This is a genomic window from Kitasatospora sp. MBT63 (assembly GCF_000710465.2).
Taxonomy (GTDB): domain Bacteria; phylum Actinomycetota; class Actinomycetes; order Streptomycetales; family Streptomycetaceae; genus Kitasatospora.
The window spans coordinates 1-18,040 of the sequence record NZ_JAIZ01000036.1 but is presented as its reverse complement, the minus strand read 5'-3'; the positions used below and the strand labels follow the sequence as shown (position 1 = coordinate 18,040).

Sequence of the window (18,040 nt, the reverse complement as noted above, 5' to 3'; positions counted from 1 at the left end):
GGTGCATGGCAGCCTATCCAGGCCGCAGGTGGGAACCGTGCGGCGTCCGACGGTTGACGGATGCATGACATCATGTCAAACTCTTGCCCTCGCGGGGTCGTCCGGTCAGGGCGTCAGCCCGTGAGCATCCGTCAAGTCCACCCTGCCGGCGCGCGACGCCGGCGTTACGGCCTCCTGGCCGGCCGCGGCGACGTCAGTGTTCGGTGGCATTGCGCCTGGCTTTCTCTTTCGTCTCTTCCAGGGCCAGTGCATCCCGCACGGATGCGAATGCCTCCCACCATGCCTGCAGATTTTCACAGAGGGCGTCGCGGAGTTGCGTCATTGATTCCTCGAGCAACTCTCGTGAATATCTGACGGCCTCGTCCGAGGCCGAATCTACGATCTGCCAGTATTCTGTCTCGAGCTCGTCCGGGAGCATGAAGAAGGAAGTCCCGATCCACTCGGGAAGTGCATCTCCCGGGGGGTTGGAGTCCGCCCAGTTCTTGACTTCCCGGTTTGAGCTGCCCTGCATCCAGGAATGGATTCTTTGGGCAACGAATTTCGCGTCCGCATCGTCGATCGAAGTGTATATCTGGAAGAATTCGCCCTGCCCGGATGCGTTGGCTGCGAGGGAGATTTTCATGAGCCTGCCGCTCAGGAATTCGATTCCCTCCACGCTTCCAGCGGGTGTGCGCGGTTGCGGACCGCGATCCCCCTTGGCGTAGGCGATGATTTCGGAGTCCATGACCTGCTCCGCGCTCAGTTCCTTCCCCGAGCCGTCGACAAAGGCAACGAGATTTTCGCCGGGTGAAAGCCACTGGCTGATCATCAGCCAGAGGTTGAGGTTCGCCTTGAGTTCGCCGGGAGGCTTGAGGTCGAAGTGCTTCAGCGTTCTCGACGGCAGGCTGCCGTAATATCCCTCGAGGAACAGGTAGAATGCGTCGCGCCAGTCCTTCTCGGGCCAGGCGTCATTTATTGTCGACGGCGTCATGAACTCTGCGTCCCAAACAATCATTGGAACAATGTGTCGACGGTCCGGTGTGGTCCAGTTTGATTCCCTCTGGACGTTCTCCCAGTGCTGGCGCTGCTCATGGACGTCGTCATCGCCGAACTCGTAGAATGACGCGCGGATGGACTGGGGGAGGTTCTCCAGACCCCGCATCCCCTCGGGTGTTCGGGAAATTCTCCGGCGTTTCTGGTACTCCCTCCTCGACGTGGGCAGCCGGCGCTGGTCTTCCTCGTCATCGAAATTAAATTCATCACCACCGCCGCGTCCGAACCTGAGTCTCTTCGACGAGTCGGTGGGAAGGCTCTCCTCGTTCCCCAGCGGAATCGTTCCGCCGCCGCCACCGCCAAGTCCGATCCTGCAGCTGATGAGTTGTATGGAGTCGAGCTCGCCCTCCTTTTCGATCATCGTTCTGACGGCGGCGTCCAGATGGCACTCCGCTATGGACTCGACGCCGATCTCCTCGCCTCTGGAGTTTTTGACGGTTTTTCCCTGGAGCTCGCCGATGACGTATAGCTTCCCGTCCAGCTGACTGTTTCCCTCGACTGCCAGATGCTGGATCAGTTCCCAGTCGTTGAAGGCTGAAAGGTGGTAGTTGCTAACCGTTCCGCCGGGCCCTATCGTCTCACTTGCGCCGATCGCCTTGAATCCGCCTACATTGAGAACGGCGATCCCGTTTCCACGGTATACGACGGCGCCGCTCAGGCTATTGAAATGCAGGGTGACCGGTGTTTCGAAGGATGCCCTGGGGTTGTACAATCTGCCATGGCTGACGACGTAGACGGTTTTCCCCATGGATCCTCCCTGGAGGCAGCGACGGTCGTGATACCTCCAGCTGATCTGAACTCCGCCGGCGTTGAAATTTCCGTAAGGTCACACTCGAGGGCAGGGATCCGTGCCTGATGTGTGTGGTGACGGCGACTCCAGTACGCCGTGCGGATCGTAGGCATGGGGGTGGCGGTCCGGCCGACGCGGAGAGGGCCGCGCGGGAGCGGACCGAAGGGATCACCCGGTCCCCGAAGCCGGTCGATGCCCCGGATCGCGTGGCCGGAGTGGGAGGGGCCGGGGGCAGCGGTGGACTCCGGCCCGGCTGACGCCGTCGACCGAGCGGATGTTCCACGTCTGCTGCACCGTGGGAGGCGTGCGGGTTCTGCTCGGGCGGCACGGCTGGTCCTCGTACACGCCGGACCCAACCGCAGGAGGGCGTCTGTCCGGCGGCTGGTCGAGCGCGCCCTCGGCAGTCTCGCTGTGGCCTGCCTCGACCAGGTCGCCCGAGCCGTCCGGCGCAGCCTGAAGCAGATGCAGCCTGAAGCAGAGCCGGTGCCGCCCCATCTCATCGGTCGATGCCTCCCCACCGCCGGCCTGATCAGGGACGGCCGGCCACCTCCTTCGGGCCGGCATCACGAAATCGGCTTCGGTGGTGCAAAGTTTGATCGCGCTCTGCTCGTATAGCCCCATAAGTCACCGTTTCTCAAGGCTTGGGATGGAATCGGACCATTCTCCTGTCCGTGTCCTGTAAAACTGCCGCCCGCGCTCTTGCCGCTCCGAGTGAATGCCGACTAACGTCGAACGGACCGGGAGTGCCGCTGCGGGCGAGCCGCCGGAAGGGCATCCGCATAAAGCGTTCGAGGGCCGTCGTCGTCCGCTGCCTGCCCGTCCGTTGAAATCCGCCCGTCCGGAACTCCGCGGCAGGTCGGTGCAATCAATCCCCCAGAGCGAGCTTTTCTTTCCCCCGCTGGTCCGCTCTCTGTTCCGGAGAGGATTTGCAGCCCGTGCTGATGGAAATTACCTTACCGGCTCCGCGAACACAGCGCGGGCGATGCGCCGACCCGGATTCCCCGGTCTCCTCCGCGCCCCGGAGCGGGGCCGGGGGAGTGGGGGCGAAGAGACGCGACGGGTCTGCGAGATGACGCACCCGCAACCGGTCGGGCCGAAGACGTTCAGGGTCCTCGGCCCTTTGAGCATCACGGACGGGTCGGAGGACGTCGTCCTCCAACCGTCGAAGCCGGCCACGCTGCTTGCCGCTCTCCTACTGAGCCCCAACGCCGTGGTCTCCACCGAGTCGCTCCTGCGCGCCGTGTGGGGCGATGTCCAACCGGCCTCGGCAAAGACGTCCTTACACGCCTGCGTGCTCCGGCTCCGGCGGATATTCGCAGGCCACGGCATCGCCGGAACACGGATCGAGACGATCCCGGGCGGATACCGCATCGCCGCGGACGGCCGGACCCTGGACCTGATGCGCTTCAACGAGCTGATGCGCGCCGCGGGCGCGGCACGCGACCCCGAGCGGGAACTGCTCACGCTGTCGGAAGCCCTGGCGCTCTGGAAAGGTCCTGTCCTGGCCAACGTCCACTCCGATCTGCTGCACCGGGACGAGGTGCCCAGGATCAGCGAGGAGTGGCTGCGAGCGACCGAACGGCGCTACGACGTCGAGCTCATGCTCGGCCGGTCCCGCCAGGTGATCTCCGAACTGTGGCGCACCACGCGCTCCCACCCGGGCCACGAACGTTTCTGGGAACAGCTGATCGGCGCGCTGTACCTGGCCGGCCGGCAGATGGAGGCCCTCGCCGAGTACCGCCGGGTGAAGGGGTACCTGCAGGAGGAGCTCGGCGTCGCGCCCGGGGCTTCGCTGCAGCGGCTCGAACTGGCCGTACTCCGCGGGGAAGAACTCGATCCGGGACAGGCGCGCCGCCGCTCTGCAGGGCCCGTCGAGCAGGTCGCGTTGTCCGGCGGCGGCCGCCCGCAGGGCTTCGCGCCCGTACCCGGCCCCGTCCCGGGCTTCACCGGCCGCCAGGAGTGCGCGGCGATCGTCGCCCACCTGGCCCGGGACCGACCGGGGACGGAGCTGGTGGTGATCTCCGGGGCACCGGGCACCGGGAAGACCGCCCTCGCCCTCGAAGTGGCCGCGCTCGTCCGGGAAGCCTTCCCCGGCGGCAGCGGAATCTGGCCGGCCGGCGGGGACGGGAGGTCTGCCGGAGCCGGCGGCGATCACCCGCTGCCGCCGTCGGCCGCCCCCACCGCCCCGGTAGCCGCGGCCGACAACGGCCGGGTCCTGCTGATCCTGGACGACGTCGTAGCGGCGGAGCAGGCCCAACCTTTGCTCAGATCGGCCCCTCGCGGCGCCGTGATCGTGACCAGCCGGCTGAGTCTGGCGAGCCTGGTCGCCACACACGGAGGCCGGGTGTACCGGCTGCAGCCGCTCACCGAAGAACACTCCTTCGACTTGCTGGCCACGGCTCTCGGGCCCGAACGCACCGAGGCCGACGCCGGGGCGGTACGCGAACTGGCGGCCCTGTGCGGCCACCTCCCGATCGCGTTGCGCATCGCGTCGGCCCGGTTGCTCACCCGTCCCCGGCTCAGAGTGGGCGACTTCCTGCAGTGGCTGCGCGAAGATCCGTACGGGCGGCTGGCGATCGCGGGCGACCCCGGGGTGTCCGTCGCCGGAATGCTCGCCGGCGCACTGGAACGGCTCGATCCCGCCACCGCCGGGGCGTTCCTCACCGTGGCGGCCGCCGGGAACGACCCCCTGTCGACCCGTACCGCGGGAATCGCACTGGGCCTTCCTGACGCCCGCGCCGAGGAGCTCATGGAGCGCCTGGTCGACGTCGGCCTCGCGGAGGAAGGAGGGCCACCCGGCACCTACGGCCTCCACGACCTGCTGCGCAGGTTCGGCCGGGAACTGGGCACACGCCCACCCGCCGCCCCGGGAGACGGTCCCCGCCGAGGTCCGCTCTCGCCGACGGGCACGGTCCCCCGGTGACGCCCGCCTCCGGAAGAGCACAGAGCCACCGACCGGGGGCGGGTCCGCAGCTTGCCGACCCCGCAGCAGTCGAAGCCCAGACCTTCTCCAACAGGAGTGTTGCCGACATGGACGATGCGTACGAAGCGGTCGCCGGTACGAGACCGCGCATCCGCCGGGACACGTTGTTCACCAGGACCCCGCACGGCGTGCTCTTCCACAACGCCGACGGGGGCTTTCAGCTCGAAGGCCGGACCGCATACCGGTTCGCCACCCTGGTGGTGCCCTTCCTGACCGGGGAACACCTGGTCGCCGAGGTCTGCGAGGGACTCGGCGCGAACCAGCGCGAGATGGTGGTCAAGCTGGTGACCGCCCTGTACGAACGGGGCTTCGCCCGCGCCGTCCCGCCCGAGGACGGCAGACCCTCACCCCTGCCCACGGCGGTCGCCGACCGCTTCGCCCCGCAGATCGCCTACATCGACCACTACGCCGACGGTGCGCACCGACGTTTCCACCGTTTCCGGCAGACGCGGGTGGCCGTGCTCGGCGACGACCTGGTGGCCCGCTGGTGCGTCCTCAGCCTGGTCCGCAACGGCGCCCGCCGCGTAGGCGTGCTGCCCGGACTCGACACACCGGAGAACGGGCTCGACCAGGTGGCGGAGGAGATCCTGGAGCTGACCGGCCACAAGTGCCCCGTCGAGCTCTCCCCGATCCGGCCGGCCGGCACCGACGGCGGAACCGGCCCGCTCGACTGGGCCGATCTCGCCGTATACGACACCGTCGTGACGACGGACGGACCCGCCGGCCACCGCCAGCTCATCCACCTGATCCGCACCGGGATCCCGCAGGGCCGCACCCTGCTGCCGTACTCGGTCATCGGCCGGCGCGCCGTCGTCGGCCCGCTGATGGTCCCCGGGACGGCCGGCTGCTGGTGCTGCGCCGCGCTGCGGCTGGGAGCCAACGACGATCCCGGCGCCGCCGCCGACCTGTGGAGCGCGATCGCCCTGGGGACCCGGACGACACCCCTCCCGCAACGGCCCGGGCGGCCGCTGTCGGCGATGCTGGGAAACCTCCTCGGGTACGAGGTGTTCCGGCTCGCCACCGGGGCGCTGCCCGCCGAGACCGAAGGACAGGTCCTCCTCCAGGACCTGGAGTCCTTCGACGTGAACGCCCAAACGCTGCTGCCCCACCCCGGCTGCCCCTTCTGCACCGAGGAACGGGCTGCCGACGACCCGGGGGAGTACCGCGTGGGGCAGCCGCCCACGGCCACCCGGCCGACGGGACCCGGAACACCGATCCACGCCCCGGCCGTGGTCGACCGGCTGATCGAACAACTCGACGCGCGGATGAGACTGGTCGGCCCGGCCGTGGGGGTGTTCCGCCGCTTCACGGACGAACCGTGGACCCAGACACCACTGAAGATCGGATCGCTGAGCCTCGCGCCGGGCGGATCCGCCCGCCGCGAGATCGTCGCCTTCGACGTCCACACGGTGGCACAGGCCAGACTCGGAGCGATCGAGGCCGCCGCCGCCGTTCACGCCGAACACTCCTCGCCGCCCGTGAAACCGCTCAGCGGCACCGAACTCGCCCGGGCCCGCTCCCGGATGCCGCTGCTCGCACCGGACTCCCTCGCCACCGCGAGCGGCACGGGCGCGGACCCCGACCACATCGGCCACTGGGCCGTCGCCACCTCGCTGACCACCGAGGACAAGGTGCTGGTCCCCGCCGCCGCGGTGCACACCTTCGGCCCGCACAACGCCGAACGGCTGCACATCCCGACCGGCGCAGGAACCGGCGTCGGCAGCACCCCGACCGACGCCGTGGCCCACGGCCTGCGAACGGCACTGGCGTACGACGCCCTGCAACGCGCACTGCGCCGGGCTGTCCCCGTGGGCCTGGTCGTGCCGGAGCACCTGGAGACCGACGCCGAACTCGTCTTCCTCGCCTCCTCGGCCCGCAACCTCGGCCTCACCGTCGAACTGCTGGATCTGGGCGAGGCCCGGCGCACCGGCGTCCACGTCCTGCTGGCACGTGCCCTCGACCCCGCCGACGGCACCTGGTCCTGGGCGGTCGGCAGCGCACCGTCCTGGCAGCGGTCGGCCACCACGGCCCTGCGCGACCTCATCGGACCCGTGCAGCTGCGCCGGGACCCGGAGTTCGGCCCGCCGGCCGCCGACGGCAGTCCGGCCGCCGTCGACACCGGTGACCCGCTGCTCGGCGACTTCGAGCCGGCCACCCTGCACATCACCGAGCAGGCCGCTCCCGGCCCGGACGGCAGCTGGGAGGCGCTGCTGCCACGGCTGCGCGAGCACGGCGGGGACGCCCTCGCCGTCCGGACCGGCCCGGCGGATCTGCGGGCCGGGGGACTCGAGGTGGTCCGCGTGATCCTCACCGGCGGGTCCCCCCATGCCGGCTGACCTGTCCGGCGGTCATACGCCGCCGCGGATCGCGATCTCGATGCTCGGCCTGCGCAACGAACTGACGGCCCGACCGCCCTCCGCAGGCCCGGCACCGGACCCGGACAGCGTGCCGGTCCAGATCTACGGCCACCACGCCCTGGTCGGCCCGTTCACCCGTACCGGCACCCGCACCGGCACCCGTACCGGCACCCGCACCGGCCCGTCCCGGCCGTGCCGGACGTGCCTGGCCCGCCGCTGGCAGTCGGTGCGCCCCCGCCGGCTGCGCGACGCCCTGGAACTCGGCACCGGGACCACGGCGACGCACCCGACACCCCACGTCACCCCGTTCACCGTCACCGCCCTGTCCGCGCTCGTCGCCGCCCACCGGGAATCCGCGCCACCCGGCCCGCCCGGGACACCGTCCGCGGACGTCTACGAGGTCGACCTGCGCACACTCGAGGTGACCCGGCACCGACTGCTCGCCGACGCCGACTGCCCCGCCTGCTCGACCGGCGTGCCCGAGAACCCACCCACGGCCGCGATCACCCTGCACAGCACCCCCGAGCACGCACCGGGCTCGTTCCGGCGACGCTCCCTCGCCGACTACGACCTGCCGCTGGACGCACTGGCCAACCCCCACTGCGGAGCCCTCGGCGCGGGCACGGCACCCGACCTGACGTCGGTCTCCACCTCCGCCGTCCTGGGAGCCTTCGCGGTGCGCTCCGGGGACAACCTGCGCGAGGTCTTCTGGGGCGGCCACGCGGACAGCTACACGACCAGCACGAGGATCGGGATCCTGGAGGGCCTGGAACGCCTCGCCGGGATGCGGAACGGGACCGGGATCGCCCCTGTCGTCGGCACCTTCGAGGAACTGGCCGCCGACGCCCTGGACCCCGCGATCTGCGGCCTCTACCCGGACGCCTTCCACCGGGCCAACCCCGACGTGCCCCCCTTCGCCCCCGACCGGGAGATCCCCTGGGTCCGGGGGTACTCGCTGCGCGACGCGCGGACCGTCCTGGTACCGGAGATCATCGCCTACTACCACACACCCGGACTGCACCACCGGTTCGTCCAGGAGAGCTCCAACGGCTGCGCCTCCGGCGGATGCCTCGAAGAAGCCGTCTACTTCGGCCTGATGGAGGTCATCGAGCGGGACGCCTTCCTGCTCTCCTGGTACGGCAGGGCCGCGCTGCCCGAGATCGACCCGTCCGGGGACGGCACCGACCCGCACATCCGCCAGATGGTCGACCGGCTGGCGATGTACGGCTACCGTGCCCGCTTCTTCGACGCCCGGGTGACCTTCCGGACCATCCCGGTGGTGGTGGCCGTGGCCGCCCGGCCCGACGGCGCCGCAGGCACCCTGTGCTTCGGCGCGGGCGCGAGCCTCGACCCGCAGGCCGCGCTGCGGGGCGGCCTGTGCGAGATCGCCACCGACGCGGTGAACCTGCAGAGCCGGTTCCGCCGCGACGAAGCCCGGCTGCGCACGCTGGCCGCCGACTTCGACCTGGTGCAGACCCTGCACGACCACCCCATGCTCTACGGGACACCGGAGATGGCCGTCCACGCCGCGTTCCTGCTGGACCCGCGAGAGCCGCGGCCGCGGCCTCGGTCGCTGGACGAGCTGCGAGCCGAGGCAGGCCGTAGCCGCTCCGGCGACCTGCGCGAGGACCTCGAACGGTGCCTGGCGGAGGTCACCGGCGCCGGGTTCGACGTCATCGTCGTCGACCAGACCCGGCCCGAGCAGCGTGACCTCGGGCTGCGGACCGTCAAGGTGATCGTGCCCGGCCTCCTGCCCATCGACTTCGGCCGGCACCGGCAGCGGGCCCCGCACATGCCGCGCACGCTGACCGCCCTGCGGGAGGCGGGCCTGCGGGAGCGCGACCTGCGACCGCAGGACCTGAACCCCGCGCCGCACCCGTTCCCGTGAGCTCGCCCGGCCCCCGATCGAGACAAGGACACCCCATGGGTTTCGCTCATGACTACGCAGCGGCCATCCTGGCCCGCGGCAGAGTCCGCATGGAGCCGCTCGACTTCACCCCCGACTGGCGGGACCGCCCCCGCAAGGCCAAGTTCTACCCGGGCGCGGAGGTCTTCCCCCTGCCCGAGGCCGGCCTCCCGCCGGGGGGAACCGTCCAGGACGGGATCTTCCCCGGCGGGGACGCCGCGGCGGGCCGCTTCACACTGCCGTCGCTGGCGGGCATGCTGCTCGACTCCTACGGCCAGCTCGGCCGGCGGCTCGCCGTCCACGGCAACACCGACCTCGCCGAACTGCCCCACTACTCGCGCACCAACTGGTTCCGGGGCGCCTCCTCCGGCGGCGGTCTCTACCCCGTCACCATCTACTGGGTGTGCGGCGCGCAAGGCCCGATGCCACCCGGGGTCTACCACTACGCGACCGCCCGGCACGCCATGGTCCGCCTCGCCACAGGGGACCTCTCGGGCGACGTACGCGAGGCGCTGGGCGGGCTGCCCGAAGCCGACGGAGCCGACAACTTCCTCGTCCTGGGAGTGAAGTTCTGGCAGAACTCGTTCAAGTACAACAGTTTCTGCTTCCACGCCGTCAGCATGGACGTCGGCGCACTGCTGCAGACCTGGCGGATCTGGGCGGGCTCGCGGGACCTGCCGGTGACCCCGGCGCTGTGGTTCGACGAGCAGCGCCTCGGCCGTCTGCTGGGACTCACCCCGGCCGAGGAAGGCGTCTTCGCGGTGGTCCCGCTGCCCTGGCAGACCACGGGACCCCTCGCACCGCCGGTCGGCGTCCTCCCGCGGGCCGTACGCCACCGGGACCACGAACGCTCCCGCCGAGTCCGCACCTTCGGCACCGTCGAGCGCATCCACGCCGCCACCCTGGAGAACGCCGCACAGCGGCCCGCACCCGGCGCACTCGAGAACGCCGCCGCCCGGCCGGCGCCGACGGGCAGACCGCGGACCCCCCTCCCAGCAGCGGCCCCCCTCGCCATGAACGTCCGAACGGCGCTCCGCCGCCGGCGCAGCAGCTTCGGCCGGTTCCAGGCGGCACCCCCCATCACCGCGGCCGAGCTGGCCGCCGTCCTGGCGGCAACCGCCGCGACCGGCGTCCACAGCGACGCCCAGGCCCACGGCGAACCCGCACTCGCCAAGCTCTACGCCTTCGTCAACCACGCCGAAGGCATCGCCCCCGGCGCCTACGAGTACGCACCCGGCCCGGGGGAGCTGCACCTGGTGAAACCCGGCCCGCCCGGCGGCTTCCTGCAGAAGAACTACTTCCTGGGCAACTACAACCTCGAACAGGCCGCGGCCGTCCTGGTGCCGACCGTCCGCACCGGCGCCGTACTCGACGCGGTCGGGGACCGCGGCTACCGGCTGGTCAACGCCACGATCGGCGCGATCGCCCAGACGCACTACACCGCCGCCAGCGCCCTGGGCCTGGCCGCCGGAGTGGCCCTCGGCTTCGACAACCTCTCCTTCGTCGAGGAACTCGCACTCCCCGACGGCGAAGCCCCCATGCTCCTCATGATGATCGGTCACGAACGGCCGAACCCGGCCGAGTTCCGCTACGAGATCGCCTGACGCGGCGAGGAACGGAGGCGAGAGGCCATGACCGCACCGACGGCCGACCGGGCACCCGGCACCCAGCCGCCCCGACCCGGCGCCGATCCCGGCGAAGACTGGGCCCTCCAGCAGCAGTTCATGCTCCGCGTCGCCGGCCTGCCGATCGACGCCGCCCGCCGGCTGCGCTGCACCGAGAGCAGCCGGTGGGCCGCGCACGTCATCCGGGAGGAGGACCGGCTCGCCGCCCGCGGCGCCGCACTCAGCGACCGGCTGCACCCACTGATCGGAGCAACCGAGGACGCCGACGCCCGGCGCGCACTCATCCGGCTGCGCCGACAGCTCTTCAACAGCCGCCCGGCCCACGGCCACCTGGACATCCCGGCACTCCACGACAGCCGGGCAGCGGGAATCGCCGAGGACATCGCCCACTGGGCAGCGGACCTCACCGGGCTCGCGGACCTACGGGCCCGGGGACCCGCCGTCCTCGCCGCCGACCTCGACCGCACCCGCACCGAGCTGCGCCACCTGGCGGCAGAGCCCCGGCTCCGCGCGGGCCTCCAGCTCGCCTCACCCGTACTCGCCCAGCAGCTCGACGCCTTCCTCGACGACGGCCCCCACCGCCCACCGGAGCGGCGCCGACGCAAGATCGAACGCTCCCTCACCGCCTACGTCTACCGCATGGCCTGCAAGACCAGCCCCTTCAGTACCTTCACCGGCGTCGCCGTCGGCGACCTGCAGCCGTCCCCGGCCGACACCGCCGCCCCACCGGTCATCCAGATCGCCGACCGATGGTCGAGCCACCCCCGGCTGAACGTCGTGGTCCTCGCCCGCCTCGCCGACTCGGTCCTCGCCGACCGCGACAGGCGCGACGACCTCCCCGTGAGCCCGGCCGCCGGATGGACCGAGAACGACGACCACATCCGCTACGTACGCCGCCGGATCGCCACCGGCGACGACACGGCGGCCGTCGCCTTCGACACCGCCTCCGACCGGATCTTCTTCCTGCGCCGCAGCGGGACGCTGCACCGGATGCTCGAACTCTTCCGCCACCACCCCGCGATCCGCTACCGGGAACTGTCCCACTGGCTGTGCCGCGACCAGCAGGCCCGGCCCGAGGAAGCGGAACGCTACCTCGGGGCGCTGACCGAACTGGGCCTGGTCCAGGTCCCCTGCCTCGCCGTCGACGTCCACAGCACCGACCCGGCGCGGGACTTCCAAGCCGCCCTGCGCACCGTGGACCGGCCTTGGGCACGAACCCTGGCCGACCGCCTCGAAGGACCGATCTCCTGCGTGGACCGGTATCCCTCGGCCGGTCCGGCCCAGCGCGGACACCTGCTCGCCGACCTACGGACCGCCCTCCAAGAGATCCAGCGTGAACTCGGCGACGACACCGCGACCCTGCCCCGGTCACTCCTGTTCGAGGACGTGAGAGCCGGACCCGAAACCGCCGCATACCCGCTCCCGCCCGCCCCCGGCCAGGACGGCGGACTGACCGGATCGCTGTACGCCGTGGAACGGGTCCTGCGGGTATTCGACCGGACCATCGCCCACCGGATCACCTTCAAAGGCTTCTTCCTGGCCCGCTACGGAGCGGGCGGACGCTGTGACGACCTCATCAGACTGGTGCACGAATTCCGTGAGGACTTCTTCGAGCAGTACCTGACGGCCGCCGACCGCCGTACACCCTTCGACGCAGACGGCGCCTACACCCCCGAGCCCAACTGGCTGCACCTGCCCGGCATCACGGCACTCGACCAAGCCCGGCAGGCGTTCACCCGTATGCTGCGCGAACAGTGGGAGCGGCACGGCGAGGACGAGGAGATCCGCCTCAGCACGCCGGCGCTCACCGCGGTCGCCGACCTGTTCCGCGGCACCGGGCCGCTCCTCAACCCCAGGACCCACTTCCTGCAGCCCGTCGCCCGCACCGGCGATCCCCACGTCGTCCTCAACCAGTCCTACGGCGGACTCGCCTTCCCGTTCAGCAGGTTCACCCACTGCTTCGACGCCCCCGACGCCCGCGACGCCCCCGACGCCCCCGCCGACGGCGACCTGTCCGCCCGGCTGAGGCGTGCCGCCGCCGAGGCCGGGCCGCACGGCGCGGTACTGGCCGAACTGACCGGGGGATTCGCCACCACCAACCTCAACCTCCACGGCCGGCTGACCGACTACGAGATCGTCTCAACCGGTGAGGTCAGCTCCGCCCCGCCCGAGCACCGGATCGACGTCGAAGACCTCCACATCGAGCACGACCCCGCATCCGACCGGCTCCTGCTGCGCTCGACCCGGCTCGGACGCGAGGTGATCCCCGTGTACTTCGGCTACCTCGCCCCCCAGATGCTCCCTGAGATCCCCCAGACCCTCCTCCTGCTGTCCCCGACCTGGACGATCCCCCTGGACATCTGGGCCGGCATACCCCACGCCCCCGACCACGACGGCGTCACCGCACGACCCCGGATCCGCTGCGGACACATCGTGCTCAGCCGCCGCACCTGGCAGACCGACCTGACCACCCTGCCCACCCGCGGCCCCGGCACCACCGACGCCACCTGGTACCTCGCCTGGCAACGCTGGCGCCACGACCACGGCCTGCCACCACGCGTCTACGTCCGGGTCAGCACCCCCGACACCCCAGCGGGCGCCCGCCGGCGCACCCCGCACGGCAAACCCCAGTACGTGGACTTCGACAGCCACCTCGCCCTCAACGCCCTCGACGCCCTCCTCGACCAACCCGCAGGCCAGGCCTACTTCCAGGAAGCGCTACCCGACGAGGACGACCTGTTCACCCGCTCCGGCCGCGGCCACCACATCGCGGAACTGGTCGTGCAGACCCTCACCACCACCGCACCCACCCGAACCACCGGCCGACCCGAAGGAGACCGATGACCGCCCCGACCCCGAGCACGGCGGACCTCGACGATCCCGCCGGCCCCTGGCAGGCCCTGCACGTCTTCTACGCCGCCAACCCCCGCCCGCTGCTGCTCCAGTGCGTCCACCCCCTGATCCGCAGCCTGCGCGACGAACAGCTCCTGAGCGGCTACTTCTTCATCAACTACTGGCTCGAAGGCCCCCATGTCCGCCTGCGCCTCAAACCCGCCACACCGGACGCCACCGACGAGATACGACACCGCGCCAGACACGCCGTGGACGACTTCCTGCGCGCCCGCCCCGCCCTCTACGACGTCGAGGCCTCCGGATTCCGCGCCGACATGTACAACACACTCTTCGGCCTCGAATACCCCGACAAGGACCAGGAACAGCTCAAGTCACCCGACGGACGCATGCGGCTACGCCCCAACAACACCGCCAGCTTCGAACCCTACGAACCCGAATACGGCAAGTACGGCGGACCGGCCGGGGTGGCACTCGCCGAATGGCACTTCGAACACTCCAGCGACCTCGTGATCGGCGCACTCGCCACGCTCAACCTCCACCTGCGCACCGTCACCCTGGGAACCGCCGCCCAACTGATGCTGGTGATGGCCGCATCCTTCCTGCGCGACCGGGAGGACGTCATCGACTACCTGGACTCCTACCACCGCTTCTGGCACACGTCCTTCGCCGGCACCGACCTCATCGGCGGCGACGAGTACGAAAGCGGCTACGCCAGACTGCCCACCGGCGCCGACACCCGGTTCGAGGCCATGCTCGACGCGATCCGGCACCGGGAGACCCACCGGCTGCCCGCGACCCTCCGCGACTGGGCCGCCCACTGCCGCGAACTGGCCCAACGTGCAACGGACCTCGCCCACCACGGAGAACTCGTCTTCCGCTCCCGGGACGGAAGCCGGGACCAGCGGATCACCGACCCCGACGAAGCCCTGCTGCGCCTGCTCTTCCCCTACATGCACATGACCAACAACCGCCTACACATGACCATCCGCGACGAGGCCTACCTCTCCTACGTCCTGTACCGAACACTCCAGGACCACCGGCCACCGAGACCCACCACCGGAACGGACCGCGACCGATGACCGCGGACACCCCACCCAGCGAGCTCGCGGCACACCGCCCCGCCCTACGCCACGACATCGAACTCAGCGGCCCACTGCTCCACGGCACCACCACCGTCCACCTGGTCCGCACCGGCCGGAGCCGCCGCACCCTCCTCCTCGGCGAACGGGAACACTTCCTGATCACCCGACTCGACGGCCACCACACCCTCGGCGACATCGGCCACCAGTACGCACAGCACTTCGGCCGCGCCCTCGGCGACGCCAACTGGGCACAACTCCTGCGCCTGCTCTGGGCCAGAGGCCTGATGGCCGGCGCACCCGACCCCGCCCCCACACCCACCACCACCAAGAACACCCCACTGTCCGGCACCCTCGAACTCATCCCCGACACCACCGCACTCACCGACCGCCTGCTGCGCACCACCGGCTTCGCCCTGCGCCCCTGGATCCTCGCACCGCTCCTGCTGGCCGCCCTGACGATGGAGACGGCCATCGCCGCCCACCTCGGAGACCACCTCCACCGCAGCGGCCGGCTCCTGCACCAGCCCGCCGCCCTGGTGGCCGTCGGATGCGCGCTGTGGATCAGCTCCGCGCTGCACGAACTGGCCCACGCCCTGGCCGCCCGCCGCTTCGGCGCCGAGGCGGGCAGCATGGGACTGCGATGGCGACTGCCCGTCGTGATCGCCTACTGCGACATCCACGACCTCCCTTTCCTGACCCGCCGCCACCAGGTCGCCACCGCCGCAGCCGGAACCGTCATGAACCTCCTCGTCCTGCTCCCGTTCTGGGCCGTGAGCACCACCCTGCCGTCCACCAGCCAGGCCTGGCCCGCACTCTCCGCACTGCTGCTGTCGGGCAGCGCGCTGGCACTCGTCAACCTCGTCCCGCTGCCCCCGTTCGACGGCTACAGGATGATCGGCCACGCCCTGGGCGTCCACCGGCTCGCCGCCGAGAGCCGCCGCTACCTCGCCCTGCGGATCACCACGACACTCCGCCGCGACACCCCGGCCCGGCTCACGCCCTACCCCCGCCGGGCACGCGCGGTGTACACGGCCTACGGCCTGGGCACCGTGACGGCCCTCACCGGCGCCGCCGTTCTCTGGTCCGCCGCCTGGTACCAGGCCCTCGCCCCGCACCACGGCGCCTGGACGGCCGCCGCCCCCACGAGCCTGCCGCTGCTGCTCCTCACGCTCACCGCACTGCCCGCCCGCCGGCGCCACCGGCCCACCGCCGCCGCCACCGCCACCGCGTCGGCGGACCGCCGACCGACGACCGAAGCCGAGGCAACATGAACGAGCAGACCCCGGGCACCGCACCCGCACTGGTCCTCAAGGCCGTCCACAAGAGCTACCACGACCACCCGGCGGTGAGCGGCGTCTCCCTGGAGGTACGACGCGGGGAGTTCCTCGGCCTCATCGGGCCCAACGGCGCGGGCAAGACCACCCTCATCGAGATCATGGAAGGACTCAGACAGGCCGACTCCGGCACCGTGACCGTCCTCGGCCGAAACCCCTGGCCGCGCAACCGGGACCTCCTCCCGCGGATCGGCGTGCAGACCCAGGGATCCGCCTTCTTCAGCCGGCTCACCGCCCGCGAACACCTGCGCACCGTCGCCGCCCTCTACCGGCTCGACCACGCGGCGGCCGACCGCGCACTCCGCCTGGCAGGCCTCACGGACCGCGCCGACACCCGCGTCGAAGCACTGTCGGGCGGCCAGCGCCAGCGACTGGCCATCGCCACGGCCCTGGTCCACGAACCAGAGCTGATCTTCCTCGACGAGCCCACCGCGGCCCTGGACCCGCAGGCCCGGCGCTCCCTGTGGAGCGTCCTGCGCACCCTCAAGTCCCAGGGCCGCACCATCGTCTACACCACCCACCACCTGGACGAGGCCGAAGCCCTCTGCGACCGCGTGGCCGTCCTGCGCTCCGGACGCATCGCCGCCCTGGACCGCCCGGACCGGCTGCTCGACACCCTGGGAGCACCCACCCGCCTGACCGTCCCCGCCGACCGCATCACCGTCGAAGCGGCCGAACACATCGCAGGGGTCGACCGGGCCGCCCTCGAAGGGATGTCCGTGATCATCGAGACCCGCAGCGCCGGCGAGGTGCTGGCCCGCCTCGCAGCGACCGTCGGCCTGGAGAAGGTCCAGACCCGCACCGCCACCCTCGAAGACGTCTACCTCACCCTGACCGCACCGGAGCCGACCCCGTGAGCGCCTACCGCGCGCTGACCGGCGCCGCCCACCGAACCGCCTACCGCGACAAGACCACCCTCTTCTTCACCTTCGCCTTCCCCCTCATCTTCCTGGCCATCTTCGGCACCATCTTCCGCGACGAGCAACCGGGCGCGGACGGGCTCGGCGCCATCGCCCACATCGCCCCCGGCGTCCTGTCCTGGGGCCTGGCCAACGCCGCCGTCTTCGGCACCGCCTTCACCCTCGTCCAGTGGAGACGCGACGACCTCCTGCGTCTCATCCGACTCACCCCCACCACCGGCCGCACCCTCGCGCTCTCCCGCTACACGACGGCCCTGACCACCGCAGCCCTCCAGACACTCCTGTTCACCGGCGTCGCCCTCCTGCCCGCCTTCGGCCTGCACCTCGGCCCGAACTGGCCACTGTCCATCCCCGTCCTGCTGACCGGCATCACCACCTTCCTCGCCCTCGGCCTGGTGATCGGCTCGATCGCCGCCACCCCGGAAGCGGTCTCCGCCCTCGCCAACTTCGTCATGATGCCGATGGCCTTCTTCTCCGGATCGTGGATCCCCCTCGACACCCTGCCCGGCTGGATCCGCACCCTGTCCACCGTCCTGCCCCTGCGCTACCTCAACGAAGGCCTCACCCGGACGATCGCGGGCCGCACCGACTACCAGCACGCCGCCGCCGCCTGCGGCGCCCTCCTGCTCTTCACCCTCCTGCTGAGCGCCGCCGCACTGCGGATGTTCAAGTGGAGCGACACGCCATGACCGCACCCCGGCCACCGCACCACCCGCCACCCGACGACACCCCGTGGGCACTGGCCCGCGACACCCTCCAGCAGTCACTCGACGAACGCCTCGCCCTCACCCACCGGCCCGGACCGCCGGCACCCGCCCCCCGCGTGACGACACTCGGCACCACCGACGCCCGCACACCACCGAAAGACGAACCCCACCGGAGCCTTCGCCGCCGCGCCAACGTCCACCTCACCGCCGACACCATCCTGATCGGCCCCTGGGACGACCGCGGCACCGAACCGACCGCCTGCGGCAACTGCCTCGCCCTGCGCCGGCAGCGCCTGCGATCGCGCTCCGAACGGGAAGCCCTGGAGAACGGATCCGAGACCCGCGCAACGGCCCGACGCCCGCCACTGCCCGCCTACGTCCTCGACGCCGTCTGGGCCCTGTACCAGGCACGGCTGCTGCCCCGCCACCCCGACCACACCCGCCACGGCCC

Annotated in this window: 10 protein-coding genes and 2 pseudogenes; 11 read left to right on the top strand and 1 reads right to left on the bottom strand. The window is 71.1% G+C overall.

The window, feature by feature from the left end; all coding sequences use genetic code 11:
- Positions 1-193: 193 nt before the first annotated feature.
- Positions 194-1,780, bottom strand: coding sequence for a hypothetical protein (locus AA75_RS02335; protein ID WP_033817989.1), 1,587 nt, complete (start codon positions 1,778-1,780; stop codon positions 194-196).
- Positions 1,781-2,063: 283 nt separating this feature from the next.
- On the opposite strand from AA75_RS02335, the pseudogene AA75_RS53905 reads away from it, so the two are divergent.
- From AA75_RS53905 to AA75_RS02280, 11 genes and pseudogenes are all read left to right on the top strand, one after another.
- Positions 2,064-2,279 (top strand): annotated as a pseudogene (locus AA75_RS53905) (hypothetical protein); the annotation flags it as partial.
- A 663-nt stretch (positions 2,280-2,942) separates the two neighbouring features.
- Positions 2,943-4,745 (top strand): BTAD domain-containing putative transcriptional regulator, encoded by a 1,803-nt coding sequence (locus tag AA75_RS02325; RefSeq protein ID WP_359891019.1) that lies wholly within the window; start codon positions 2,943-2,945, stop codon positions 4,743-4,745.
- 107 nt (positions 4,746-4,852) lie between these two features.
- Positions 4,853-7,141, top strand: a complete 2,289-nt coding sequence (locus tag AA75_RS02320; protein ID WP_033817987.1) for a TOMM precursor leader peptide-binding protein — start codon at positions 4,853-4,855, stop codon at positions 7,139-7,141.
- Positions 7,131-9,050: a TOMM precursor leader peptide-binding protein gene (locus AA75_RS02315; protein WP_051811632.1), complete on the top strand. Its 1,920-nt coding sequence runs from the start codon at positions 7,131-7,133 to the stop codon at positions 9,048-9,050. Before AA75_RS02320 ends, AA75_RS02315 begins: the two co-directional genes overlap by 11 nt.
- Positions 9,051-9,085: 35 nt before the next feature.
- Entirely contained in the window at positions 9,086-10,672 is a 1,587-nt protein-coding gene (locus AA75_RS02310; protein WP_033817986.1) for a nitroreductase family protein, read from the top strand.
- Positions 10,673-10,699: 27 nt separating this feature from the next.
- Entirely contained in the window at positions 10,700-13,537 is a 2,838-nt protein-coding gene (locus AA75_RS02305; RefSeq protein WP_063794267.1) for a lantibiotic dehydratase, read from the top strand.
- A complete protein-coding gene (locus tag AA75_RS02300; RefSeq protein WP_051811630.1) occupies positions 13,534-14,625 on the top strand; it encodes a lantibiotic dehydratase C-terminal domain-containing protein in 1,092 nt (363 codons plus the stop codon). The genes AA75_RS02305 and AA75_RS02300 overlap by 4 nt, the downstream gene beginning before the upstream one ends.
- Positions 14,622-15,899 (top strand): M50 family metallopeptidase, encoded by a 1,278-nt coding sequence (locus tag AA75_RS02295; protein ID WP_051811628.1) that lies wholly within the window; start codon positions 14,622-14,624, stop codon positions 15,897-15,899. Before AA75_RS02300 ends, AA75_RS02295 begins: the two co-directional genes overlap by 4 nt.
- Positions 15,896-16,819: an ABC transporter ATP-binding protein gene (locus tag AA75_RS02290; protein WP_033817985.1), complete on the top strand. Its 924-nt coding sequence runs from the start codon at positions 15,896-15,898 to the stop codon at positions 16,817-16,819. Before AA75_RS02295 ends, AA75_RS02290 begins: the two co-directional genes overlap by 4 nt.
- Entirely contained in the window at positions 16,816-17,571 is a 756-nt protein-coding gene (locus AA75_RS02285) for an ABC transporter permease (protein WP_033817984.1), read from the top strand. The genes AA75_RS02290 and AA75_RS02285 overlap by 4 nt, the downstream gene beginning before the upstream one ends.
- Positions 17,568-18,040: pseudogene (locus AA75_RS02280) on the top strand (cyclodehydratase); the annotation flags it as partial. The gene AA75_RS02285 and the pseudogene AA75_RS02280, both read left to right, overlap by 4 nt.